We start from the raw sequence: 23,603 nt of genomic DNA, 5'->3' as shown, positions 1-23,603 counted from the left end.
AGTTTTTCAAGCTCGCCGTCTTCAGTGCGGAATGGTATGTTATCATCACAAATGAGAATGAATTCGGTGATAGTGTTGACAGGCTTTTTCCTTTTAGTCTTGACAGGCTTGTCTCCGAAATGTAAATCTCTACACATTTATAATTTTGGAGACAATTTATGTCACTTTATGTAGGTAACCTCTCTTACGAAGTTACACAAGATGATCTGAATGCTGTTTTTGCAGAATATGGTTCTGTAAAGCGAGTTCAGCTTCCTACTGACCGGGAAACAGGTCGGATACGCGGTTTTGGTTTTGTGGAAATGGGTACAGATGCTGAAGAATCAGCAGCCATTGAAGCTCTTGATGGCGCAGAGTGGATGGGTCGTGACCTCAAAGTAAATAAGGCAAGACCCAGGGAAGACAAAGGTTCGTTTAATGGCGGGAACCGTGGAAATTACAGCGGCGGACGTAACCGCTACTAAGCTTCATAACATAGAACTCTTTTAGCTTTGAAATGCAACAAGCAAAAGCTAAAACGGAGTTCTGCTGTTTTATGGACTTTGCCCCCAACTTTTCTCGGGGGCTTTTCGTTGCTTTGTAAAAAGATCTAGCGTTGATGTTTCAAAGTGTTTGCTGAAATATCACGATTGTGGGGCAGTGACTATTGGTAGTCGCTGCCCCACAAATAGTATTCGCTATTCTTCGCGTTCGCTTACGCAGGAATTAACACTTTGTCAATCACATGGATGACACCGTTATCAGCATCAACATCTGGTGTTGCTACTGTGGCATCGTTTATCTTGACGCCATTAGAAGCGTCAATTTTCACTTCCGTTCCTTCAACTGTAGTAGCTGACTTCAGCTTCACTACGTCAGCCGACGTCACCTTACCTGAAACAACATGATACGTCAGGATTTTCTTGAGCTTTGGAATGTCCTGAAGCAATGCGTCTACTGTGCCAGCTGGAAGCTTAGCAAACGCGTCATCAGTAGGTGCAAAGACGGTGAATGGACCAGCGCCTTTAAGAGTATCTACCAAACCAGCAGCTTTAACCGCAGCAACTAGCGTACTGAAAGAGCCAGCATTAACGGCAGTATCAACAATGTCAGCCATGTGTTCCACCTGGGTTTGTGTGATTTGTTAACAAGTATAAACTAGTTTTTTACATAAAATGCGGTAAATTTATCAAGTTACCGCATTTTAACTGAGATAATTGATGATCTCGACTAATGGCAAATACGAGGCGTATCGTAGCGATCGCTCGGAACGCAATGCAATCATGCGATCGGTACGCCCTTAATCGTTAATTCAATGGACATTTGTGGAAAATGTGTACATATAGCCATCATTGCGGTGAATAGATTTGCAATATTTATGGCGTACAGGGCTGATCTTACCTTTTGGCGTTCTCCCGCGCAAAAACTCCACTTTCTCGTACAGTTAATCGACCAATATGAGTTCCTGCAAACTTACCGGCAGGTAGTATAGCTCGCACCATATCACGAGTTTGAAACCCAAAAAAGGTTTTACAACGAGTTCTGTGCTTAATAGGGAATCCGTACTTATTGGTTGTACACATTTGACGGTTTCCCCATCCCTTAGCGGCAATCAAGAGCGGCTGTGTTGTTACTACTTGCAAGGTTTCAATAACGCCAACACAAGCAGCGTCCAACCAGTGAGTTTTGGGTAGCCCTAGACGTGTACGGTTGTATTTTGTTCTGCCGCCGGTTCCCGTTTCAACTGACAACGCTGTTTCTTTCAATTTGCTAAACAACGCCCACCGAGTGCTATTAACGGATGCGGCATCCTTGCTACAAGCTGGAAAGCACCTGTAGGTGTCGTGACCTAAATAACGTAGCTTTCGCGCTTGACTGGCTATCTTGTCCACTGTTGTAAGCGTGTTTAGCGGATAGCTTTGGCAACATCGCCCCGTTCCACATACAGTGCCTCGCCAAAAAACTGAAGCCTTCGAGTTCTGATCGTTATCGCAGACTCCACGAACTGCCGCAAGGATATTTGCGTAAGCATGACATCGGCAAATATTGCCGCTCATTTGTTCGCAAATCTCAGCATCAGTTTTCGCGTGTCCTTCTAAAAGCAGTTTCACAGCAGACATCATCTGCCATGGTGAACTACCCACTACTAGCCCTTGTGGGCATAGTGGGGCTTCCAAATTTAGATGTTGGAAGCAACTTCTTCATAATCTTTAAATAGTATTTTTGGTAAATTTGATATAGGTGGTCAAACATTTGATTTGTCTGCTAAAAGTCATGAGAAAGAGAGAGAAGACCTTGTGTTAGAGCCTATCTTAGCTCTTTTCAGTGCTATTATTAGCTTCACAGAAAGTTGAATTTGAAATTTTCATTTTTTAAATTGCAGTAGCAAGTTTAAAATGGAAGTAGCAAAACTTTTTACTCGCTCCACTCTTTTTCCTAAACCTGTGTTCAACAACATTTGCTTATGAACTTCTCGTCAGCGCGGCAATATTTTGACCAAGAAATCCAGCAGCCTGATGAGCGTATTGACTTAGCAAAGGCAGCTTTATATATTGCACAAGAAGAATACCCTAACATCGACCCAGAAGAATACCTCAATGCCCTTGATACAATGGCTTTGGAGCTACAAGAACGCTTGCCATCCCAGAGGTATCCTCTGCGAATTATTCAAAGTATCAATCAGTATCTCTATGATGACTTGGGATATGCTGGCAATGTGGAAGATTACTATGATCCGCGTAACAGCTACTTAAATGATGTCATTGAACGCCGCTTGGGAATTCCTATAACCTTGGCATTGGTTTACTTGGAGGTTGCCCGAAGAATAGACTTTCCTATGGTAGGGGTAGGAATGCCAGGACATTTCGTGATTCGCCCAGACATTGCGGATACAGAAATTTTCATTGATGCGTTCAATGGTGGCGAAATTATGTTTCCTCAAGATTGCCAAGAACGACTGAGCCAATTTTATCAACAACCTGTGCAGCTACAACCAGAATTTTTAGCAACAGTGAGTAAGAGGCAAATTTTGGCACGGATGTTGGCGAATCTGAAATATATTTACTTGAATCAACAGGAGTTGGAAAAAGCTTTAGCAGCCGTTGAACGGATTTTACTGCTGTTTCCTGGCGCGTCACTAGAATTGCGCGATCGCGGTCTTTTGTACTATGAACTTGGTCTATCTGATCAAGCTGCTAACGACTTGGAAGCTTATCTGGCAAAAGCTCCCCATGCTCAAGATGCTCCTGCGATTCGGCAGATACTGACTCTGCTGGGGAGGAGTCGGTGAACTACTCATGGTTGCCTTCGGCTGAACCATGAGCTTCTGTACTCATAGGCGAGTGCCTCAAATGAGACTTTCGTCCCATCTTTGGTCTTACCTCCCCTCCTACAGCTCCAGACGGCTGAACCTTCCGCCTTTAGCGTTCTGATACCTTCTGCTCTAATATTTATTGCTGCGTTCCCATCCCGATCATGATGAGTATTGCAATGAGGACAAGTCCATTCACGGACATCCAATGGCATCTCAGAGATCTGATAGAAACAATTAGAGCAGAGCTTGGAACTAGGGAACCATCTATCTATTTCAATCAACCTCGCGCCTTTGCGTTCTAGCGCGTGTTCGCTAAGAAGTTAATGAATGTTCCCCATCCAACATCAGAAATTGCTTTTGCCAAATTATGATTACGTACCATGCCCAAGACATGAAGATTCTCTACTATGACAGCTTGGCTATCGCTGACCAACTTGTAACTGAGTTTATGTAGAAAATCTTGCCGTGAGTTACTAACTCGCTCGTACACTTTGGCAACAACTTTTCTATACTTGTAGCGTGAATTACTCCCCTTTTGTTTACGCGCTAACTTTTGCTGTTTGCGCTTCAAGTTTTTCTCGTACTTGGCAATGTGTTTAGGATTGTCGTACTTAGAAACCTTTTCGCCATCAGTGACAACAGCAAAGTGTTTCAATCCTAAGTCAACGCCGTAAATTTTACCGTCTGTCTCGGTGTGATTTTCACCTTCAACAAGAGTCAAGATAGATGCAAAGTATTTACCTGATGGCGTTTTACTAACAGTGACAGTCTTGATTTTCCCTTCAATTGGTCGATGAATTTTAGCTTTCACCTCTCCAATGTTTCCCGGAAGCTTGACAATACCCTTGCGGGTTCGCCAGTTCCCGCAGGAGGGAAACCCTCCTGCAGGACTGGACTCACCATCAAGAACTTTGACGTTTTGAGGATATTGAATTGACTGTTTACCCTGCTTAGACTTGAATCTAGGAAACCCAGCACGTTTATCAAAAAAGTTTTTGTACGCTGTGGTTAGGTTAAGTGTTGTAGCCTGTAAAACCTGGCTATAACAATCAGCTAGCCATGCAGTATCTTCCGCTTTCTTGAGGCTTGGTAATAGTGCATTGAGTGCTGAACGTCCAAGTCCCTTACCTGTTTCTTTGTAAACCTCGATAGATTTATTTAGAGCATAGTTCCACCACCAGCGAGAACATCCAAATGTCTGAGCTAATAGTATTTCTTGCTCTTTTGATGGGTATAAACGAACTTGTACGGCTTTGTGCAGCACTCAATATCACCTCCTTAGTTTCTTTATTTTATCACAATATATATTTAGCGGTAAGTGGATTGCGGAAAATATTTGGCGACTCCTCATACATCCATTTCCTTATCAACCATAGGTTGATTTTGGTCATAGATGCAATCGTCGCCGCCCGCTCCCTATCCCCACCCTACCAACGGTTGAGGGTGGGGACTTCCGCGTCACAGTTAAATAACGATTATCCAAATTGCTGTACTTCCTGTGCAACACGCTTGAGGCGTCCAAGCTGAGCTTGCATATCTTCTTTTGTCCAATTTTGGGCAAACGTTTGGAAACCCCAACTCACTAAAGGGTTGGGAATCTCGAATTCAAAGCGGTTAACAAGGCGCGTTCCTTTGTCTATCGGTTGACATTCCCAAGTGTCGCGCCCTTTAAAAAAACCTTGGAACTCCCACACAACTAAACCCGGTTGTCTTTCCACGACTGTGCTATTCAATGTAGGTTTTATCACTGGTATTTGAATCACGAACCGACTTTTACTACCGACATCAGTACTCCACGTACCTACAGGTTCGCAACGTAACACAGGATTCAGCCAGCGATGCATCAGAGCTTGTTCGGTAATGCAGCGCTCCACTACGGTGGCTGTAGCATTAATTTGAATCGATTGTTCAAAAACTTGAGACATTGGGCATCTTTCTTGCTATGGCTGCACCTAGAGTAACCCAAAATGACTTCAATATAACAGATTTCAACAATACGATAAATAACCTAAAGATTGAAATTTTTATGATGAATTATCTATGATTCTAAAGTTTATTATTCATAAAACGAAATAAGAAATAACAACAAAAAAGTTAAAAAAAAACATTAGATATTAACTTCATTCAATCAATTTACTGGTAAATTTATAGACAAAATACTGATAAACTTACCGGAATGTAGGATTATCAGGGTAATCCACATCAGAAGCATCTCAGATGTTTTCTGCAATAACACTCAACTTTAATTCTGAACAACCATGAATATAACTTGGCAAGGAATATCCCAGGTCATGGAGGTTGGTTTGTCAGTGAGGGTGCAGCAATTTTTGGCACAATCACCAACCTTGCCATCGGAACAACCCGATGCTGTCAATTACCTACAAGGAACTTTACAACAGGTGGTTCAGTTTATGCCCCGTTTGCTGGGAGCAGTGCTCATTTTATTAATTGGCTGGATCATTGCTGCTGTTGCAGCTGGTGTGACGCGTTCGCTCCTCAATCGTACCAATATAGACAACCGCATCGCTTCAGGGATAACCGGTGGTGGGGATGTTCCCCAGATAGAGAAAATTATCTCCAACTTAGTCTTTTGGGGCGTCCTGCTTTTAACAATAGTTGCCGTTTTAGATACGCTACAACTTAGGGTAGCTTCTCAGCCGCTGAACACTTTTCTGAATCAGATTGGTGACTTCTTACCCAGATTTGTGGGTGCAGTGGTTATCCTAGGAATTGCCTGGTTGGTGGCTACCTTAGTCAGGCTGATAACAGTACGCGCACTGCGGGCGTTACGCATAGATGAACGATTAAATACACCACAAGATGATACTCCTAGTCTCAATCAGCTGTCTGTAAGTGAGACTATTGGCAATGCTTTGTATTGGTTCATCTTTTTAGTCTTTCTCATCCCGTTGCTTGATAGCCTGGGGTTAAACCAAGCACTACTACCGGTACAAGTTCTTGTCACACAGATTATCTCAATTCTACCCAATATCTTGGGTGCGGCATTAATTGCTGCGGTTGGCTGGTTTATAGCTAACGTGGTGCGTCGGATAGTCACGAACTTGTTGGCGACAACAGGAATTGACAATTTGGGAAGACAGTTTGGACTCAGTGGAACATCAGGAACGCAATCGATATCGACGATTATTGGCACAGTTGTCTATGTCTTGATTTTGATTCCTGTCGCAATTGCGGCACTCAATCAACTGCAAATCGACGCAATTTCTGTGCCAGCAATCTCGATGCTGCAACAGATTCTCAATGCAGTGCCGGCTATCTTTACAGCGATCGCTATTTTGATTATTGCCTATTTCGTTGGGCGATTTGTCGGGGAACTGGTGACCAATATCCTCACAAGTATAGGCTTTAACAATATTTTCTCTGCTCTGGGTTTGCCATCACCCACCAGAAGAGTTGTTATTCCACAAGAACCAACAGCACGCACTACAACCCGTACGCCATCGGAAATTGTCGGCATTATTGTCCTAGTCGGCATAATGCTGTTTGCAACTTTAGCGGCGGTGAATATTCTGAATATTCCGGCACTGACAGCACTGGTAGGTGGCATTGTAGTAGTGTTGGGGCGGATTTTGTCGGGATTGGTAGTCTTTGCTGTGGGTTTGTATCTAGCAAATCTTGCCTTTAACATCATTACCAGTTCAGGCGATCGCCAAGCACGGATTTTAGGACAGATAGCCCGGATTGCGATCATTGCGCTTGTGTCTGCAATGGCACTGCAACAAATTGGTGTTGCCAGTGATATTGTGAATTTAGCTTTTGGACTTTTAGTCGGGGCGATCGCCGTTGCTATTGCCTTGTCGTTTGGTTTAGGCACTCGCGATATTGCCAGAACCCAAGTCCAAGAATGGCTTGACTCTTTCAAAAGAAAAAGTTAACACAAAAAACTAGGGAGCCATTAGCCCTTTGTGATTGCTTATTTGTTATTACCTAAGGTAAATAAGCAATCACAAAGGGCAGCCTTTTTGCAAAAATGTAGAAAAGGTTCGGAATCAGCTATAAAGGTGTTGTAGTTAAGGTTGAGACTTAGAGTAGAGTAATCTCATGAGTTAGATATTACAGCGCTTACTCTTATGATTAGACCACAAAACGTAGGGTGGGCATTGCTTCTAAAAGCTTATATGACAAACGTCTGATATCAAGTCCGGTTAATTAGTGATGATTCCACGTTAACTACCCCACCCCTTAATCCCCTCCCCGCAAGCGGGGAGGGGACGTGAAGCGTAGCTTTACGGGGGTGGGGTTCTTAGGTAAGCAATGCCCACCTTAGCTGAAAACCGCTCTTTTATCCTACAAGCAATTGACTTGCCCTCTTTTAAATTTGGATTTAGAAAAATGCATAAAATGGTTTTGCTTAACCGTAATAAGAATATACAGGTAGATCTGGTTTAACCCTAACTTCCGTTTAGCAAGTCAGGGAAAAACTTAAGCACATAATTTTATTTTTGTCAACGCTTAAGTCTCTCATCAAGAATAAAAGTTGAGAAAGTGTCCAATAGTTTACGTGGAACTTGCCTACTTTATGTTTATTCAAGGTTCAACTACCAAAATGACCAAAAAGTTCAAGAAATTGGCTTTCGTTCTGGGAATTGCTGGTATCAGTACCCTTATCAGTATTCCTGTCCTAGCCAAAAAATTTTATCCTCCGTATGCTCTTTTTCAACCTTCTGCATATCGCAGTTACCCTTATCGCAATTCTGAGAAAAACATTGCTGATACCCTTGCAGATAATAGTAAATATTCCAATCTTGTTTATGAATTGAAGCAAGCAGGCTTGCTGGAAAAGCTCAAGCAAGGGCAATTCACAATTTTTGCTCCCACCGATAATGCCTTTAAAGCTTTACCTAAACAAACTTATCAACGGTATAGCCAAAAAGAAAATCGAGAAAAAGTGCTGAAATATCACGTAGTTTCCGGTATCATCACTGAGAAAACTCACAAAAACTTAAATGGTACGCCAATACCCACACTACTTGAAGGTAATGCGGTCAAGATAACTTTCGACAAAAACGGCAACGTCAAACTAAACAATGCTATTGGTAAGCCTCCGTCTATCCAAGCCAAGAATGGTGTGATTATTGAGATTAACCAAGTGCTAGTACCCCCTGGACTTTAGATGAGTGCAAGGAGTTAGGAGGAGATCCCCGACTTCTTAAAGAAGTCGGGGATCTGACCCCTACGACATATCAAAATTAATGACATAAACTACTATTGGTCTGTCAAGAAATAATTGAGGGTTAGAAGTAGTTTGTAGTAAGCGCTTTAGCGCTAAAGCGCTTACTACCAAGTAAATCTTAAGTAGGGTGCGTTACGGCTTTAGCCTAACGCACCATCTTAATGGCGGTGCGTTAGGCGCTCATGTCATGTTTTTCGTTACAAATCATATCGCTCATGCTGCGCCTAACACACCTACAAGAATTTTATGTTTACTTTATAAATGACCTCTAATTCAAGAGTGTATTGCACCTCATTGCCAATTTCCCACTAGAACAAACGGTGCCCAGAAATGGGGATGTCTGTAGTCCTTATTCTTATCGTTATCCTTGTACTTATCGATAAAAGCTAACTGTGCTTTCTGTAGTGCTTGTGCTTTATTTATGTTTGTTTTCTGGGCGTCCTTTAACTGGTTGTAGAATTCACTCATAATTTCAGCAGTCGTTTGATCTACAACTGACCACAGTGTCGCTAGCGTACTGCGAGCGCCCGCCCGCACTGCTACACCAGCTAGTCCCAAAGCAGCCCGTTTGTCTCCACTTGCTGTCTTACAGGCACTTAGAACCAATAGTTCGATGGGTGTATTTCGGTACAGAGTTTTGTCTTGCAATAACTTACCTAACTGTTTAACATTAATGCGGCGATCCCAAGAGAGGATAAACGTTCTGTCAGCAGTAGAGCTAAACTCACCATGAGTTGCAAGGTGGACTATCGGAGGAACACGAGAAGCACGAATCTCTTGTTGTAAATCGTCGCTGGTAAATTTCTCGTTGAGAATCAATTGGTTTGATAGCCCAATTTTCTCAATTTGTTCGAGTTCACGTTGCACGTTACTTAATGGTAAAAAATCTCTGTGTGGTTCAAAGTTCGGGCGGATTTTGCTCAGCCCTGCTGTGAAGGCTCTTAAATTCACTTTTGCAATTGGTTTTGGATCAAGGAGCTGCAAACCAGGTGTTAAAGCAATGGCATACCTTTGTACTAGATACTGATTGCCATCATAAAGAATCCCCATAGGGATATTCCGCAAGTCTCCATCCAGGACAAAAGCTAGAGTTGTGACTTTACTATTTTTCAACTCTGGCTCTAGTGGTTTGATCACCCAGTCATACAGCTTTTTATAGTATGTGCGCGAATCTTCCTCGATACTGACAGGGTCTATCAGAGAACGCTGCACTTCATCTATAGTGTCGTCAAATTCTTTCTGAGCAACTTTGATTGTATGAAGGCTTAAATTTGGTTGTTCTGGTAAGCTAAGAATAACGTGTAATTGATTAGGCAAAAGAATTGTATAAACAACTGCTGCTGCTTTGTCAATTTTATCAATCTGTTTAGGATTTTCCTCCACACAAGCTTCTCTAAAAAAGTTGTTGAGTTCTGCGACTTGCAGAGATTCTAAAACATCACGAGCTTGAACGAGTCGTTTTTGGCTTTCCTCATTTTTGCCTGCATCTTTTAAGGAATTAGCATATTCTAAGTCTAACTCGACTAACTCTCGGTAAACTGGTTCAACAGTGTTCTGAAAAGAAAACTGGACTTCTGGGTTGAGTGCTATTAAATCACGGCGTAATGCTTGAAGGGCATCATAGGATGTAGTATATGCGGTAATGGCATCTTGAATATCTCCTTGCTCTTTTCGTATCTGTCCTAACTGCCGAGCAAACTGGTAAGCTATATCTGGTGCTTTGAAAGTTGAAGCTATGATCAGAGACTGTCTTGTGAATTCTTCTGCTTGAGACAAGTTTTTCCTCGTTCCAGTCAGATACAAACTCCCACGATTTCCCAAAGCATGAGCCTCGGCTCTTTTGTCTCCCAAACTTTTGGCTTGTTCGGTTGCTCGAGCTAAGATTTGATCAATCTCTTCAAAAGTTGGAAGTTGGGAATTAGCCTTCGTCAAGATACCTTGTTTAGCTAATTCAACAAAACTATGGGCAAGATTAATTTGGAGGTAAACTCCTGCGCGACTCGGCGACAAGTTACTCAATTGAGGCTTGAGAGTTCGCCATAATTCTTCTGCTTGTGGGAATTCCTGACGTTTCAGTAATAAACTGAGTTTATTGACTTGTGCTTGCTGTCGTGTCGTTGGTGATTGAGACAACTTGACAACGTCATCATAAGAATTTATTGCTCTTCCTTGATAATCCTCTATTTCTCCAATCGCTTCGTCGTTAGCTTGTTTTGCCTGAGCAATATCTCGTAATGTGTTAGCCAAACTTAAATAAGCAACCGCTAGATCTTGAGGAGAATTCAATTTTTGAGCCAGGTTTATACTTGTTTGCAAAATGGGTGTAGCAAGTTCTAGCTGCCCTTGCACGCGCAGCAGTTCGCCAAGACTTCTCAATCCCACAACTGTAGAGAGAGAAGGAGATTCTTGTTTAGCAATTTCTTCCAGTCGTTTAACTAATTTTTCTTGTTCTTCTGGAGTGAGTTGTTCTGGATCTAATTCTTGACAATTTTTCACCCCAAGTTCTTTACGTACAACTTCCAATAAAGTATTACAAGCACGAGGATAAAGACCCAAATCTTGCATAGCTTGAGCCTGGTTTATTTGGCTTTGGGCTAATTTTTCAGGCTGATTAATTTGGCTGTAGATTTTAGTAGCTTCTTCCCAAGTTTTGAGAGCATCTGCTGATTGTCCCAATTCCCTTTGCAAATACCCTTGAACGTCCAAGCTTTGAGCCTGAATTTTAAATTGTTCCTTTCCCTGTGGTTGGTTTTTCACAATTTCCAAGCTATCTTCAATCGCTTTTTTTGCTTGTTCCCACTGTCCCAGTTTTTGATAAGTCAAAGAGAGATTACTAAACGCCATTGCTTGGTTTAATTTATCTCCTTTGGCAGCAAAAGCAGTCGCTGTTTGTTTCCACGCTGTCGCCGCTTCTTCAAATTTTCCATTGCGGTATAATGTAGTCGCCTTGTTTGCTAACTGTTCCGCATCGAATTGAGATTGGACAATAGGAGTTGGTAAAGAAACTTTGGCAGCAACAACAGGCGAAATTGTTGAGAGGATAAATAAGGCTGCGAGAAAAAGGGAACGTCTCTTAGGGTATTCCAACAAATAAATTATCCAATTTTGTGGAGTGGGCATCTTGCCCGCCCAGTTTATAGGACGGGCAAGATGCCCATCCCACAAGAAAAAGTTGGATATTTTTGTATTTTGAAGTCTCTGATAGATTCTTTTGAAGAAATTTTGTAATTTTCTGAGTCCACGCTGGATGATATACATATTTTCTTTCTCCTGTCAAGGTCTAGATATAAGAACCAGCCCTTTCAAAGTGCAAGTTGAAGATTTAGATTTTCTTCGTGTTCTTCGCGTCTTCGTGGTATGAAAAATATTTTTTAACCGCGTTCGCGCAGCGTGTCCTCTGGACATAGGCACGAAGAACGCGAAGGTCAAAAGTCGCGAAAATCGGGCATAATTTTCTAGATTTTTTAGTCACCTTGAAAGGGCTGATATAAGAACCTAGCCCTTTCAAGGTGGGTAAAAATTTTGGTAAAAAACTAATATAAGAACTTCTCCCCGCTTGCGGAGAGCAACGCCAGAAAATGAATATCAACGCACAGCACAACTAGCGGGTTTTTGCCAATTGCGTTGCGAGCCAGTGCGGGTGGGATCATAAGCTGTGAGAACGACCTCACCTTTTTCGTTGAAAATCCATCCTTGGGCTGGTACTATTTGTTTCACGGTTGCACTGGTGGATGGCTTTTTCGTACTTGCACTATTAGAATTCCCCGTACTGGCGACAGGCTGCACCAAATCAACGCGAACATTATCACTACTGATGGCTTGGTTAGGACTGGATGGTACCCCGCCACGTCCGGTGATAACGAAAGTACTGCCTACACCTCGTTGACAGGGGTTTTGGGCAACTTGCTGTGTGGGGTCTATGACAGTTTCTGGTAATTCAACTAATCCCTGACTGGGGTCAACGTCTGGACTTTTGATTTCTACCGTACCCGCACTCCCAAATTCTGAACTGGCAGTGATGTCACTGTTTGATGTTCGTTTTTCTCGAAATTGGATGCCGTAGATACCAGTAGCGTTAATTCGGACATCGCCCCCATTGCCTGTAAAAGCATTAGCAGTAATGTCGCTATTTTCTGATGGGAAAGCAATAACAAAGCCATCAGGTGCATTAATAGAGATATTGCCGCCATTACCACCTGTTTGATTAGTGCCAGCTGAGGTGGAAATTTCACTCTTGCCACGCATCAATAAGTAGTCCCGCAGGTTAAGCGTGATGTTGCCACCATCAGCATCAGTAACAGATTCAGATTTTATAATGCTTTCGTTGTTGAGGGTCAGTCGAGAAGCGTTAATCTCGATATTGCCCGCAGTCGCTCCACTAATCTCTGAATCTGCGAATATTTTTGCACCATTAGTTACTAGTAAAGACCCAGTGTTAATCTTAATATTTCCACCATTACCGGAAGTGCCTGGAAGCCTGTTTTCCTGACTAGCACCACTACTTACACTAACACCGGAGCCATCGAAAACGATTGAGTTTGCATCAATAACAATATTTCCTGCATCTCCTTGTCCTTGGGTTCTGGTGTTGATTTGATGGTAGCCAGAAACGGATAGAGTACCTGTATTAATTCTTATATCACCGCCTCTTCCATCCGCTTGAGGTTCTACCTGGGTATAAGCACCACCGCTAAATTCTTTTAAATCACTCTTGAATGTGACACTATCTGGCGCATTGATGATAATGTTACCTGCATCACCACGAGCTTCAGTATCGGCACGCAAGTTAGCACCAACATCTAGCAGTAAGGAACCAGTTGTAATCTGGATATCTCCGCCTTTACCGTTTCCACCTACACCCCCTCCTTGTGGTTCGGAAGCGGAAGTTACCTCAGAGAACATATCAGACCCTTGCACTAGGGCTACTTGGTCTCGTGCCTCAATGATGATGTTACCGGAATCACCTGTTCCTGCTGTGGTTGTATTTATTTGAGAACTATCTAAACGCAAAGTGCCAGTTTTTATGACTATATGACCACCATTGCCTACGCCTCCAGGCTCAACACTGCTGCTGAAGAAAGTTCCCTTAGCAATCCTGAACAAACCGCAGTGCTGAAATGCGGGTTTCTCCATTTTCGTCGGCTCCTAAAGAAATAGGAAAGCCCTCCCCCAGGACTTTCGTCTGACTTTGCTGTCGAGATAAATTGAAACCCAGTGCAAATTCTTGGGTGGGAGTTTGGATGATTGGCTGGCGGAAACCAACATTGACGTAAAAAGAATCACCCGTGATATCAATGCGGTCAAACGGTGGTTCAATCACCGTAGTGTCTGTAAATCCCCCAGCAAAATCGAGTGTCCCGTTGCGGGGATTGAGCGGTAAATTATAACTCAGGTCAAGGGCATTACTCCCTTCGGTATTCGTATATGTTGCATCAAAGCGATCGCCCAAGCCAAATACATTGCCTTCACTTATACGAATACCCCGCCGGAAAGTACCTACACTAGGCGCACGACCATTATCAACAAACAATTCTGTCCTAAAAGAGTCCGCTTCTTCTACCCTAACTTCCAGTACACTCTGTTCCGGACTAGACCCAGCAGACAACTCAGCTGCAAAATTTTTAATCAAAGGGTTAAGTTGCAATACTTGCAGTGCTTTTAGTAGCTGGAACCGATTTAAAGGTGTAGATGTTCCCAGGGCTACCCGACTGCGTACGTAGTTTGGGTTCAACCGTCGAGTCCCTGTCACCCTAATCTCCTCGACTTTGCCTTCGACAATCTGAACTTTGACGACTGCTCCCTCTGGTGGAAATTTTTGTCCAGCAGCAATGACTGCACCAGAGTTAATGTAGCCGTTCTGAGTGTAAAGTTCTGTGATCACAGCCTCTACTTGCAGCAGTTGGGCAAAGGTGATGGTTTTATTCGTAAATTCGGCTGTAACTTCGCTTAACTTTTTGTTACTAAATACTGTGTTACCTTCAAACTCAAACTTCTTAACAGTGATAAACCCAGGAATCTCAGGACGCGGTTCTAATGTGGGAGGTGTTGACGGAGTTTCATTAAGTGGAGGTTTTGGAGGCGGCTGGGGAGAAGGGGCTGGCTGTGGTGGAGGCGGTGTTGGTGTAATCGGATTGGGAACCGGAGCAAGATTCGGAACCTGAGATAAAATGATATTAGATATTGTATTGTTATGTGTAAAAGTCGGAATCTCAAGTTCAGGAGGAGGTATTTCGGGACTGCTCCGCTCACCTGGTAAGCTTCCAGCCGAGGCTTTACAAGCATAAGAGGTGATCAACAGCTTGATGATCAACGAAACAGCGAGATTGGCTCTCAAGCCTCCGGGCTGTCTGCCCATTCTCATCATAGTATGCACTCCTCAAGAAAAGTTTTATGACGAAGGGCAATCGCGCCCCAACCGGCACAAAGTGCGATCGCTGTGTGAAAACGAATGCCATATAAATTATCTAACTTAAGGATTATTTACCACGAATTTCCTTTTCAGTCATTATAATCGAAAGAAATTTTACTTATCCAAGCCAGGAAAACAAAACAAACAAGAGTCTTAACCCACTTAGTAAGTGAGGATTTAAAAATTACGCTCTCTATAGTGAAAATAATAGTAAATAATAGATAATCATCAAAAAGTAGAGAAAATTAATAAATTTGACTAGATTTTCCTTGGGGTTAAGATATGCATTGTTAGTTTAATAGTTTAAAGTAATCAATATGTCTAAGATAATACAATCTAGTGCTTGAACGTTGACTTAGTTATCTCAAAATGGCAAAACAAACTAAAGGCTTACTAGTAGGGCGTTACCAAATTATCAAAGAATTAGCCAGAGGAGGTTTTGGTGTCACATACCTAGCTAAAGATACTCAGTCATCCAACTCTCCTTGCGTTGTCAAAAAGCTTAACCCTCAAAATGCTGATATTGAAACAGCCAAAACACTGTTTCAAAGAGAAGCCCAGTTTCTTTCCTATTTGCAACAAAATCGACAGATACCAAAATATTCTAATTATTTTGAAGAAGATGAAGAGTTTTACATAGTTCAAGAATATATAGAAGGTAAATCTTTAGATAAGCTACTTGAGCAGCTATGGACAAAGCCAAAAGTTATTGATTTTTTACGAGAAATACTATTAATTCTGAAACATCTTCATCAAATAAATATTATTCATCGCGATATCAAACCCTCTAACGTTATTAGAAGAGACAAAGATAACAAATTTGTCTTGATTGACTTTGGCTCAGTTAAGCAATTAGAACCGAGATATTTCTCTAAGGGAAGTTCCCAGTATCAGTTACCTCTTCATACCATGATTGGAACTCCTGGATATGCTCCTATAGAACAAATGGAAGGAAAACCAAGCTTTAACAGTGACATTTATGGCTTGGGTATGACAGCAATTCATCTCTTAACTGGAATACACCCAAAAAATTTAAAACGCAATGAACAAGACAATGTGATATTTCCTAACGGAGTTGATATTGATAATTCCCTAGCAACCGTTTTAACAAAAATGGTGTATTCTAGTCCAGAACGTCGCTACCAGTTTGTAGATGATGTTCTGGAAGATTTAAATAACGTTATCGAATCTTATAACAATAACAATCACAATAATAAAACTACGATAGATCCAAACAACGGTTTCATAAGCCTGAATGAAATTACAGCACCCAGAAATGATACAATACCATTCTTCATACCTGAGAATAATGAAACGCAACTGCCTAAACGGACATTTTTAAGACTTTGGCACATTCCAATCGGACTTATAGCACTAGGTATTACTCTAGTCAGTTTAGAATTTATTTACCCATTTCTCCGACCTTTATATTATTCGTATCAAGGCGATCGATTACTGGATTTCCGTCAACCAGAAGCAGCTCTAGAACAATTTGAAAACCTCAGAGAAATCAAGCCCAATTCTCCTGAAGCTTGGAAAGGACGAGGCGATGCTCTCCTAACCATGGGAAGTGATTTTCGAGCTTTAGATTCTTATAATAAAGCACTTTCTCTCCAACCTAATAACTTAAAAACGTTAAATAATAAAAGTAAAGTATTATATAACATAGGTAAATATCAAGAAGCTTTAGAGACTTCTAATAAGGTACTTGCAATTGACCCTAATAATGCAGAAGCGTTGAGCGGTCAGGGTTTAGCTTATATGGGCTTGCGGCAATATGAAGAAGCATCACAGTCTTTTGAAAAACTCAGGGAAATCAGACCTGATGAACCAAAAATTTGGAATGATATCGCCTTAGCTACAGAACAGTTGCAAGGACCAGAAGCTGGCAAGAACTATTATAAACTAGCACTGGAATCTTATGACTTTCTTCTGAAAAGGAAGCCACAAGATCCTTTCGCCTGGACTGAACGAGGGAATATCTTGCAAAAGTTAAATCGTCCTCAAGATGCACTGACTTCTTATCAAAAAGCACTTGAAATTGATAAAAATTTCTATGTAGCTCTCGTGGGAAAAGGTAATACGCTTGATGCAATCGGAAAACCTCAAGACGCTCTTCTAGCTTTCAATAGAGCTAGTGAAATTCGTCCAGATGATCATCAAGTTTGGTATAACCGGGGGATGTTACTAGCACAACGATTGCAAAAGTACGAAGAAGCGTTACAATCATTTGACAAAGCAATTGAAAGAAGAAATGACTTCTATCCTGCTTGGCTGAATAAAGGATTAATATTGTTAGATCTACAACGCTACAGTGATGCCTTAGCAGCCTTTGACAAAGCTAAAAACCTTGCACCGAAAGATGCCTTCGTTTGGGCTAATCGAGGATCTGCTTTAGAGCTGTTAGGAAAACGTAAAGAAGCGTATGATTCATACCAAAAAGCCATTGAACTTGGATTTCCCCAGGAACAATTACGCGAACAATTAGAAAAAACTAAAGTATAATCCCAGGGGAGCATCCCAATCAAAGAAGCCTTTGTACCGATTCTAGCCCTCACCCCCATCCCCTCTCGCATATATGCGAGAGGGGATGGGGTGAGGGGTTCCCCTTCTCCTAATATTTGGGAGAAGGGGTGAGGGGATGAGGGCTATCAAGGTTTTTGCACATTTGGGATGCTCCTTAATCCTACTTTTAGCTTAATCGGTCATTCATCCCACGCTCCCTCATATCTTGCACCTAACCGTATAAGCCTGGATTTAGTAAAAAGCAGCGCAATAAAGTTACATCACTTTTCTTAGCTTTTATCGGTAAAACAAGGACTTCAGGCTTAGTACCGAGTTTTAAAATAACGTCAATGTTTCTTGGTGCAAGATATCAGCTCCCCTTCGGGTGAGACGTGGGATGAATGACCGGATAAAAAGAGTGCATCCGACGCATTGTCCTTCTAAGATAGGCCAGCCTTTGTTTTGTGGATCTGTGTTCCAAGACGAGTACTCGTTGTAGTAAGGCATGAAGGCAAGGTGCACTTCCCTGCCTGACGATGTTAACCAAGGTCGTTTTCTTAAGAACGGTCAATCGGCAAAACGAGGCTTGAACCGTTCCATTTCAGATGCTTCATGGGGAACTTTGAGAGAAAAAATTCAGTACGCGGCTGCAAAGTCGGGAAAAAGTTTTTTTAAAGTAGACCCAAAAAACACAAGCCGCACTTGTTCTAAATGCGGGGTCGTAGATGCTTTATCTTGTTTTGGAGAAAGGTTTGTTTGCACATCATGTGGGTATGAAGCACACGCAGACAAGCAAGCCGCTATTAATATAAAGCACCGTGCGATAAAAAATAATGGGTTAAGCATTCTTAAAATGATTAACCCTAAAAAGGTACGTAGGGACTCTGCGAAACCCAAGCAGCTAGTACTGCTTGAAACGCCCACCGTTGAATTAACAATGGTTAAAAGGAAACAACACCGCGCTCGCATTCTTCAAACGCGGTGTGCCTGGGAACCCGCCTACTCAATTGAGTCTATGGGAAATTGGAGACTTGGCTTAGTCTCCAAGAATCCCACACCTAGAAGGTGTGGGAGTGTCAACTACCCAAACTTGCGAAGTAAAACCCTCTCAACAATAATGTCCTCTGCGGTCGAAGCATTTTTTGCGAGAAAAGACACTTTTAAGTTTTGGATTTCCGACGGTTGTTCGCGTCTTTTCACCTGCTCAATGAGTTTGTCGGTAATGTCAAACAGGACGGTTTTTGTCACTCTTTCAGAACTCGGTACTTCAAAGAAATTGATAACACCAACGAAGTGAGCATTTTTGTCAAGAGTGTCAACAGTCGCCTCTGTATTGGGCAGGTTTAGATAAACATCATAAGCTCCCGTTGGTTCTCCCTGGAAAGACACTTGAACTTCCAACTCATAATTTTCATTTCCAGAAGGAGCACCTCGCTCTACCACATCTTCTGATATCTCAATAGGGGTAGATAATGGAATATTTACTGTTGTCAGTTTATCAGTTAACTTAGTCTTAACCTCCTCAGAGGTAACAATAGTGTCTTCTACGGGTAGTATGAATCTATCGCGTGAACGATTCTGTGCTCGGCGACTCGGTGGCACTTCATCAAGTTTATCGTAGATGGAATTGTTGTAACTTGGTTTATAGACCTCGGAAACCACTTCTGATGGTTGGAAGCTAATCGCAGTACTTCCATTATAAAAATTATACACCCAAGGTACTGAATTTAATTCTTCAGCCGTTACTCTGATATCTGTTGCTGCTGGGTTATCTTTTTCTCTTTGTCTTGTCCAAGATTCCCATATACGGTCGATATTAGTGTGATGTACCCAAAAGATTGGGTCGAAACCAGCAGTAGGAACACTTGTCATCAGCCCTCTATTAGTTTCAGTTTGCGTGATAGGATTGAATGTCCTAGAGCGATACACACCACCGAGTTCAACGTGCATGAGACCGTGAGGTGAGTTTTCAAGCGGGCTAGAAAAATCCCGAAATCGAATAGCTTGGTACGCTTGTTGTTTGCCTTCAATCAGCGTCTCTTGAGTAATCTGGTTTGCAACAGGAGTCGGGTCGTTTGCATCTGCAGCTGATATTGAGCTACCGCTATTTAGGATTCTACGCCTCAATGGCTCATAAAGACTGTTAGTTACATCAGCAGGACTTCTAAACGCGTTTGGGATAATGCTGTTTTCTGAAGACCCATTATCGGTGTAATCCCAGTACGGAATGGCAAAATCATCCTTGCCAGTGATGTTACGAACAGCTATTTCAAAGAAAGAAAGGTAGAGTCGATGCCAGGGTAGAAAGTGATATATATTAACATTTTCTTCATGGGGGCACTTCTGCCAAAAGTTTTGTAACAATTGTGTTACCTCTGGAGTTGATGCCGTTGCTGAGGTATAACCTGGGCACAGAGGATTTCCCTGAGGATAAGTCGTAGGATCGGGAATCCAATGAATTGCTCCCTGGAAATACCAACTAGCAGGATCTAGGCAACCCCGTTCTCGCATCAGGGTAAGCGCGTCTTTAAGCGTCTGTAGATCCTTCTGTCCTTCGGGAGTGTAAATATTTTTCCGAACTCGGGTGGGTGGCTTAGTGAACTGGGTGGACTGGGGTAACTCGGTGGACTGGATAGATTGGGCATAAGCGTTGCTTGGTAGCAGCAGCAACCCAAAAACAGATATTGCCAAAATCAAAGCGAAAATAAACTTTCTCATGGCTTTCTCTAAAATTTGATAGCTCAAAGAGTATATAAGTGCAAGCGAAAGCAACTTATGCAGTTTGAGGCTAAACTGCTATATAAAACCTAGACAAATCTAGACATTTACTTCTTACGTCACGGGGAGCATGGGAGCGGTTATCCCTCGGTAAGCATTCACGCCTTAGCCAGACGCGATAAATTGATTGCGGCGTTCAAATCCCTATCCATTACGTGTCCACAATGTTCACATGAGTAAACACGTTCACTTAACAACAGGGATTCTTTTTTACAACCACAATTACTACAGGTTTTAGAAGATGGATACCATCTATCCGCCAAAATTAGCTTGCTTCCAAACTTCTTGCACTTGTATTCAAGTTGTCTTTTGAATTCATAAAATCCGCAATCAGCTATGGATTGAGCAAGCTTATGGTTTTGCATCATGCCCGAAACATTCAAGTCTTCAATTACTATCACAGCGTGGTTTTTGCATAAGTAATTGGTGACTTTGTGGAGCGAGTCTTTACGAATGTTCGAGACTCGGTTATGATGCTTTGCCAGATTAATTTTTGACTTGTGGCGATTGCTGCTACCTTTGGTTTTTCGTGCTAAAGATTTAGACAATCGCTTTAATTTTTGGATGCTTTTTTTGTATGCCTTGGGGTTGGGAAATACGACACCAGTACTTAGTGTAGCTAGTTCTTTTATCCCCAAATCTGCGCCAACAACCTCTACAGACTTCTGTGTCGGCTCGCATTCTACTTCATATGCAAACGCGATATACCAGTCATCGGCTATCCGAGATATTGTTAGTTTAGTGGTCGTTGTGTGAGGCAGTCCTTCATAAGTTTTGACCCAACCAATAGTTGGCAACTTAACCCGTAGACCGCCTACAGATATTGATTTTCCGCTAGCGTCTATCGTAAAAGAATCATTTTGACCTTTCTTTTTGAACTTTGGATATCCACCTAGTCCTTTAAAAAATCGGTCAAAAGCTGCACCCAGTTGGTCAAAAGCGTATTGAGTAATCTTTTGGCAAATACCTTTCTCCTTAACCCATTCCAACTCTGTTTTAACTTCGTTGTTGAAGAACTTTTTGAGTAGATATTTATTAGGCTTGTATCCATCTTGATGTAAGCTTTTCCAAGTCGCCAAACCCCAGTTATAAGTAAACCGCGCTATGCCTGCGTGTTTACTCATTATGGTTTTCTGTTCTGGCGTCAGTTTTAACTTAGTCTTGATGGATAAAAGCATTGTTCGACCTCAAAACTGTGCTATAAGTATTAATATATCAATATTTTTAGCAATTTACAATGACTTTTCAAAAAAAACATAAATTAGGCGCAGTTCCTTTAAACGAAGAACCTTTTGACAGGTCGCCTGTATGCTTCAACGTGCGAAAAGGTGTCAAAGAAAAACTAAAAACCGTCCCTGACTGGAAAGAACGGTTAAGAGAATTTGTTGATAGTTTGATTGAAGATATAGAAGACGATTGTCAATAGATGACTAAGCTTGTTCATGTTATTGGCGGCTTAAAACAAACTCCAAGCTGGTTGTTGTTGACTGATGGTTTCCATCTAGTAAGACTTGCTGTAACTGTGGAGCAAAAAAAGAAACACTCGCACGCTTATGAGCGAGTGTTTGAATGTGGTCACTGTGGACTCATGATTGACCGCGATTTAAACGCAGCAATTAATCTGTCAAAAGCTGTCAATTAGACAGTGTTAGTCTGTGGACTGGTCTTGTTGCCAACTTCTCCAGCAATGTTGCAGAAAGTATTAGCATTGCCCAAAACAATCTAATTGGTACAAGTTATCTGATATAGAAAAGTCCAATTATGGGTAGCTTTGGGTAGGCTTTATGCAACGGCTAAATTAATGTTGATACTTTCGTAAATGTCGTCGCACATCGCTCTACAAATGTAAGTGCCACCTGCTAGCGAGTTACCGCCATCATCTTTCCCATCCCAGATGAATGTCCGCGTACCAGGCTGGGGGTTGTCCTCGTCAACAAGCGTGCCCTTGTACCAAGCCAGATAATTCCAAAAGCCAATGTAGAGCTTTTTAGTTCCCTGGGGTACGTTGAGACGAATCTCGACCTTAAGAGGTTCGGCGGCGGGAACCGAGTTCAGTCCAAGGACCGCGACGGATGCTAGGAGTTCCTTGGGAGGAGCAGGCAACGGTTGGTCAGTGTACTTGTAGACCATTTTGCCCGAACTGTAGCCCACCAGTGGCTCGAAGAAGAAGCGGAAGCGATTCAAGTTGACCCGGACATCACTGAGTGGGTCGCCGTTAACACTGTCCTGAGCGACCCAGTTTTGTCCGCCGTTCCAAGTCCAGCTGTTATACGTTCCAATGAATTGAGCATCACCCCAGCCCCCGACCCAGCCGCAGTCTTTGCTGATAAATCCGATTCCTTCCAAATTGGCGTTGGCAACATGGTTGCCCTCGGCACCAGTCCGGCAGTCATTGATGGGAAACATCTCCCAGGTTTGACCACCATCGGTGGTTCTCAAGATGGCACCGTTTAGAAAGTTTTCTATGGAAACGAATCCAACCTCTTCATTGAGCCAGTAGATCTTCCAACCCCAGCCGCCACAATCGAAGTCGGATGTTATATTGGCTACGGTGTTCCCCCACGTCTTGCCGCCATCCTGCGTGTAGAGAACGACTGGCTTTAATTGAGCATATTGGGGATCACGTTCGTAGCCTTTCCGGTCAGGTGGGCAACTGTCCTGCTTCCTTCCACCTACGACCCAACCCCGATTCTCGTCAAAAAAGTGGATATCGACCAAGTTAGAGGCATAGCGACTCATATCGATCACATTCCAGCTCTTGCCTCCGTCCGTTGTCTTGATAATGGAGGGACCAGGTTGGTTGGGATCGTTAGCACCAGAACCATACACCACCATTTCGTTAACCACGGACAGACCGCAAATGCCTCCAGGAGAACCCTCTGGAAGGTTGTCAACAGGTGTCCATGTGTCACCGCCGTCTGTTGTTTGGTGGAGCAGATACTTCAGATAATCGCCGGGATTTTCCTTACTGGCGTTGGTCACGGCCCCAAACCAGCCTACTTGGGGCGAGGCGAACTGAATACAACGCAAATATGGTCTTCCCGGCAAGTTGGGAGGTAGTTGATACTTGGTGGTCCAGCTCGACCCTCCGTCTCGGGTAACGCTCACCTGCCCGTTGCTGTTGACCAGCCAGCCTTCTTGCGGGTTAAAAAACCAGATATCATCGGTTCGCGAGGAGGCAATCGGAGAATTAGTTTTAACCCATCGGTAGTTTTTTAGATCTATGGTCATCTTGTTTGCTCTTTTTTCTAGAATGTAGAACTATGACCTTGACATAACTTAGATTATATGCATCAATCCTTACTGGATTTGCACAACGCAAGTTAAGCATGAATGAGCTTCATAGTTGTGTTCTTGATAGATGTAGCGCGCATCAACTTATGCACTTTTGGGATAGAAATGATGAACAGTCTTGTTGGGGGTAG

The 23,603-nt window shown here is 42.5% G+C and carries 16 protein-coding genes and 2 pseudogenes; 8 read left to right on the top strand and 10 right to left on the bottom strand.

Annotated features, from left to right (window positions below):
* Positions 1-158 precede the first annotated feature (158 nt).
* Positions 159-464: an RNA recognition motif domain-containing protein gene (locus tag ACM0OZ_RS05140; RefSeq protein WP_414581739.1), complete on the top strand. Its 306-nt coding sequence runs from the start codon at positions 159-161 to the stop codon at positions 462-464.
* A gap of 230 nt (positions 465-694) precedes the next feature.
* On the opposite strand, the gene ACM0OZ_RS05135 is transcribed toward ACM0OZ_RS05140, so the two are convergent.
* Positions 695-1,096 carry a fasciclin domain-containing protein gene (locus tag ACM0OZ_RS05135; RefSeq protein WP_414581738.1) on the bottom strand — a complete coding sequence of 134 codons (402 nt, stop codon included), beginning with the start codon at positions 1,094-1,096 and terminating at the stop codon, positions 695-697.
* A 280-nt stretch (positions 1,097-1,376) separates the two neighbouring features.
* On the bottom strand, positions 1,377-2,123 hold the full coding sequence (locus tag ACM0OZ_RS05130; RefSeq protein ID WP_414581737.1) for a 2Fe-2S iron-sulfur cluster-binding protein: 747 nt from the start codon (positions 2,121-2,123) through the stop codon (positions 1,377-1,379).
* Positions 2,124-2,443: 320 nt separating this feature from the next.
* On the opposite strand from ACM0OZ_RS05130, the gene ACM0OZ_RS05125 reads away from it, so the two are divergent.
* Positions 2,444-3,268, top strand: coding sequence for a SirB1 family protein (locus ACM0OZ_RS05125; protein ID WP_414581736.1), 825 nt, complete (start codon positions 2,444-2,446; stop codon positions 3,266-3,268).
* Between the two features lies 1 nt (position 3,269).
* On the opposite strand, the pseudogene ACM0OZ_RS05120 reads toward ACM0OZ_RS05125, so the two are convergent.
* Together ACM0OZ_RS05120 and ACM0OZ_RS05115 are read right to left on the bottom strand one after the other, a co-directional pair.
* Positions 3,270-4,556, bottom strand: a pseudogene (locus ACM0OZ_RS05120) (RNA-guided endonuclease InsQ/TnpB family protein).
* A 211-nt stretch (positions 4,557-4,767) separates the two neighbouring features.
* On the bottom strand, positions 4,768-5,217 hold the full coding sequence (locus ACM0OZ_RS05115; protein WP_414581735.1) for an SRPBCC family protein: 450 nt from the start codon (positions 5,215-5,217) through the stop codon (positions 4,768-4,770).
* 333 nt (positions 5,218-5,550) lie between these two features.
* Here ACM0OZ_RS05115 and ACM0OZ_RS05110 point away from each other — a divergent pair, with 333 nt between their 5' ends.
* A complete protein-coding gene (locus tag ACM0OZ_RS05110) occupies positions 5,551-7,188 on the top strand; it encodes a mechanosensitive ion channel (protein WP_414581734.1) in 1,638 nt (545 codons plus the stop codon).
* 671 nt (positions 7,189-7,859) lie between these two features.
* Positions 7,860-8,426 (top strand): fasciclin domain-containing protein, encoded by a 567-nt coding sequence (locus ACM0OZ_RS05105; RefSeq protein WP_414581733.1) that lies wholly within the window; start codon positions 7,860-7,862, stop codon positions 8,424-8,426.
* 351 nt (positions 8,427-8,777) lie between these two features.
* On the opposite strand, the gene ACM0OZ_RS05100 is transcribed toward ACM0OZ_RS05105, so the two are convergent.
* From ACM0OZ_RS05100 to ACM0OZ_RS05090, 3 genes are all read right to left on the bottom strand, one after another.
* Positions 8,778-11,744, bottom strand: coding sequence for a CHAT domain-containing protein (locus tag ACM0OZ_RS05100; protein WP_414581732.1), 2,967 nt, complete (start codon positions 11,742-11,744; stop codon positions 8,778-8,780).
* A 327-nt stretch (positions 11,745-12,071) separates the two neighbouring features.
* Positions 12,072-13,619, bottom strand: coding sequence for a hypothetical protein (locus ACM0OZ_RS05095; RefSeq protein ID WP_414581731.1), 1,548 nt, complete (start codon positions 13,617-13,619; stop codon positions 12,072-12,074).
* Positions 13,573-14,850, bottom strand: coding sequence for a ShlB/FhaC/HecB family hemolysin secretion/activation protein (locus tag ACM0OZ_RS05090; protein WP_414581730.1), 1,278 nt, complete (start codon positions 14,848-14,850; stop codon positions 13,573-13,575). The genes ACM0OZ_RS05095 and ACM0OZ_RS05090 overlap by 47 nt, the downstream gene beginning before the upstream one ends.
* A 414-nt stretch (positions 14,851-15,264) precedes the next feature.
* Between ACM0OZ_RS05090 and ACM0OZ_RS05085 the strand changes: the two genes are divergently transcribed.
* Together ACM0OZ_RS05085 and ACM0OZ_RS05080 are read left to right on the top strand one after the other, a co-directional pair.
* Positions 15,265-17,400: a tetratricopeptide repeat protein gene (locus tag ACM0OZ_RS05085; RefSeq protein WP_414581729.1), complete on the top strand. Its 2,136-nt coding sequence runs from the start codon at positions 15,265-15,267 to the stop codon at positions 17,398-17,400.
* A gap of 505 nt (positions 17,401-17,905) precedes the next feature.
* Positions 17,906-18,160: pseudogene (locus ACM0OZ_RS05080) on the top strand (zinc ribbon domain-containing protein); the annotation flags it as partial.
* Between the two features lie 320 nt (positions 18,161-18,480).
* Here ACM0OZ_RS05080 and ACM0OZ_RS05075 read toward each other — a convergent pair.
* Positions 18,481-20,118: a tyrosinase family protein gene (locus tag ACM0OZ_RS05075; protein WP_414581728.1), complete on the bottom strand. Its 1,638-nt coding sequence runs from the start codon at positions 20,116-20,118 to the stop codon at positions 18,481-18,483.
* A gap of 158 nt (positions 20,119-20,276) precedes the next feature.
* Positions 20,277-21,356: an RNA-guided endonuclease InsQ/TnpB family protein gene (locus ACM0OZ_RS05070; RefSeq protein ID WP_414581727.1), complete on the bottom strand. Its 1,080-nt coding sequence runs from the start codon at positions 21,354-21,356 to the stop codon at positions 20,277-20,279.
* A 59-nt stretch (positions 21,357-21,415) separates the two neighbouring features.
* On the opposite strand from ACM0OZ_RS05070, the gene ACM0OZ_RS05065 reads away from it, so the two are divergent.
* Together ACM0OZ_RS05065 and ACM0OZ_RS05060 are read left to right on the top strand one after the other, a co-directional pair.
* Positions 21,416-21,604 (top strand): hypothetical protein, encoded by a 189-nt coding sequence (locus tag ACM0OZ_RS05065; protein WP_414581726.1) that lies wholly within the window; start codon positions 21,416-21,418, stop codon positions 21,602-21,604.
* The gene (locus ACM0OZ_RS05060) at positions 21,605-21,820 is read left to right on the top strand and encodes a zinc ribbon domain-containing protein (protein WP_414581725.1); all 216 of its coding nucleotides are present in this window, start codon (positions 21,605-21,607) and stop codon (positions 21,818-21,820) included.
* A 140-nt stretch (positions 21,821-21,960) separates the two neighbouring features.
* On the opposite strand, the gene ACM0OZ_RS05055 is transcribed toward ACM0OZ_RS05060, so the two are convergent.
* Positions 21,961-23,409: a YCF48-related protein gene (locus tag ACM0OZ_RS05055; RefSeq protein WP_414581724.1), complete on the bottom strand. Its 1,449-nt coding sequence runs from the start codon at positions 23,407-23,409 to the stop codon at positions 21,961-21,963.
* Between the last annotated feature and the right edge of the window lie 194 nt (positions 23,410-23,603).

Source organism: Scytonema sp. PCC 10023, assembly GCF_963920835.1.
Lineage (GTDB): Bacteria > Cyanobacteriota > Cyanobacteriia > Cyanobacteriales > Nostocaceae > Kalymmatonema.
This window is presented reverse-complemented; position numbering and strand designations above follow the sequence as displayed.

Coding starts and splice junctions, on each gene's coding strand:
- ACM0OZ_RS05140 (WP_414581739.1), top strand. CDS start 159: ATGTCACTTTATGTAGGTAACCTCTCTTACGAAGTTACACAAGATGAT.
- ACM0OZ_RS05135 (WP_414581738.1), bottom strand. CDS start 1,096: ATGGCTGACATTGTTGATACTGCCGTTAATGCTGGCTCTTTCAGTACG.
- ACM0OZ_RS05125 (WP_414581736.1), top strand. CDS start 2,444: ATGAACTTCTCGTCAGCGCGGCAATATTTTGACCAAGAAATCCAGCAG.
- ACM0OZ_RS05115 (WP_414581735.1), bottom strand. CDS start 5,217: ATGTCTCAAGTTTTTGAACAATCGATTCAAATTAATGCTACAGCCACC.
- ACM0OZ_RS05110 (WP_414581734.1), top strand. CDS start 5,551: ATGAATATAACTTGGCAAGGAATATCCCAGGTCATGGAGGTTGGTTTG.
- ACM0OZ_RS05105 (WP_414581733.1), top strand. CDS start 7,860: ATGACCAAAAAGTTCAAGAAATTGGCTTTCGTTCTGGGAATTGCTGGT.
- ACM0OZ_RS05100 (WP_414581732.1), bottom strand. CDS start 11,744: ATGTATATCATCCAGCGTGGACTCAGAAAATTACAAAATTTCTTCAAA.
- ACM0OZ_RS05095 (WP_414581731.1), bottom strand. CDS start 13,619: ATGGAGAAACCCGCATTTCAGCACTGCGGTTTGTTCAGGATTGCTAAG.
- ACM0OZ_RS05090 (WP_414581730.1), bottom strand. CDS start 14,850: ATGATGAGAATGGGCAGACAGCCCGGAGGCTTGAGAGCCAATCTCGCT.
- ACM0OZ_RS05085 (WP_414581729.1), top strand. CDS start 15,265: ATGGCAAAACAAACTAAAGGCTTACTAGTAGGGCGTTACCAAATTATC.
- ACM0OZ_RS05075 (WP_414581728.1), bottom strand. CDS start 20,118: ATGAGAAAGTTTATTTTCGCTTTGATTTTGGCAATATCTGTTTTTGGG.
- ACM0OZ_RS05070 (WP_414581727.1), bottom strand. CDS start 21,356: ATGCTTTTATCCATCAAGACTAAGTTAAAACTGACGCCAGAACAGAAA.
- ACM0OZ_RS05065 (WP_414581726.1), top strand. CDS start 21,416: ATGACTTTTCAAAAAAAACATAAATTAGGCGCAGTTCCTTTAAACGAA.
- ACM0OZ_RS05060 (WP_414581725.1), top strand. CDS start 21,605: ATGACTAAGCTTGTTCATGTTATTGGCGGCTTAAAACAAACTCCAAGC.
- ACM0OZ_RS05055 (WP_414581724.1), bottom strand. CDS start 23,409: ATGACCATAGATCTAAAAAACTACCGATGGGTTAAAACTAATTCTCCG.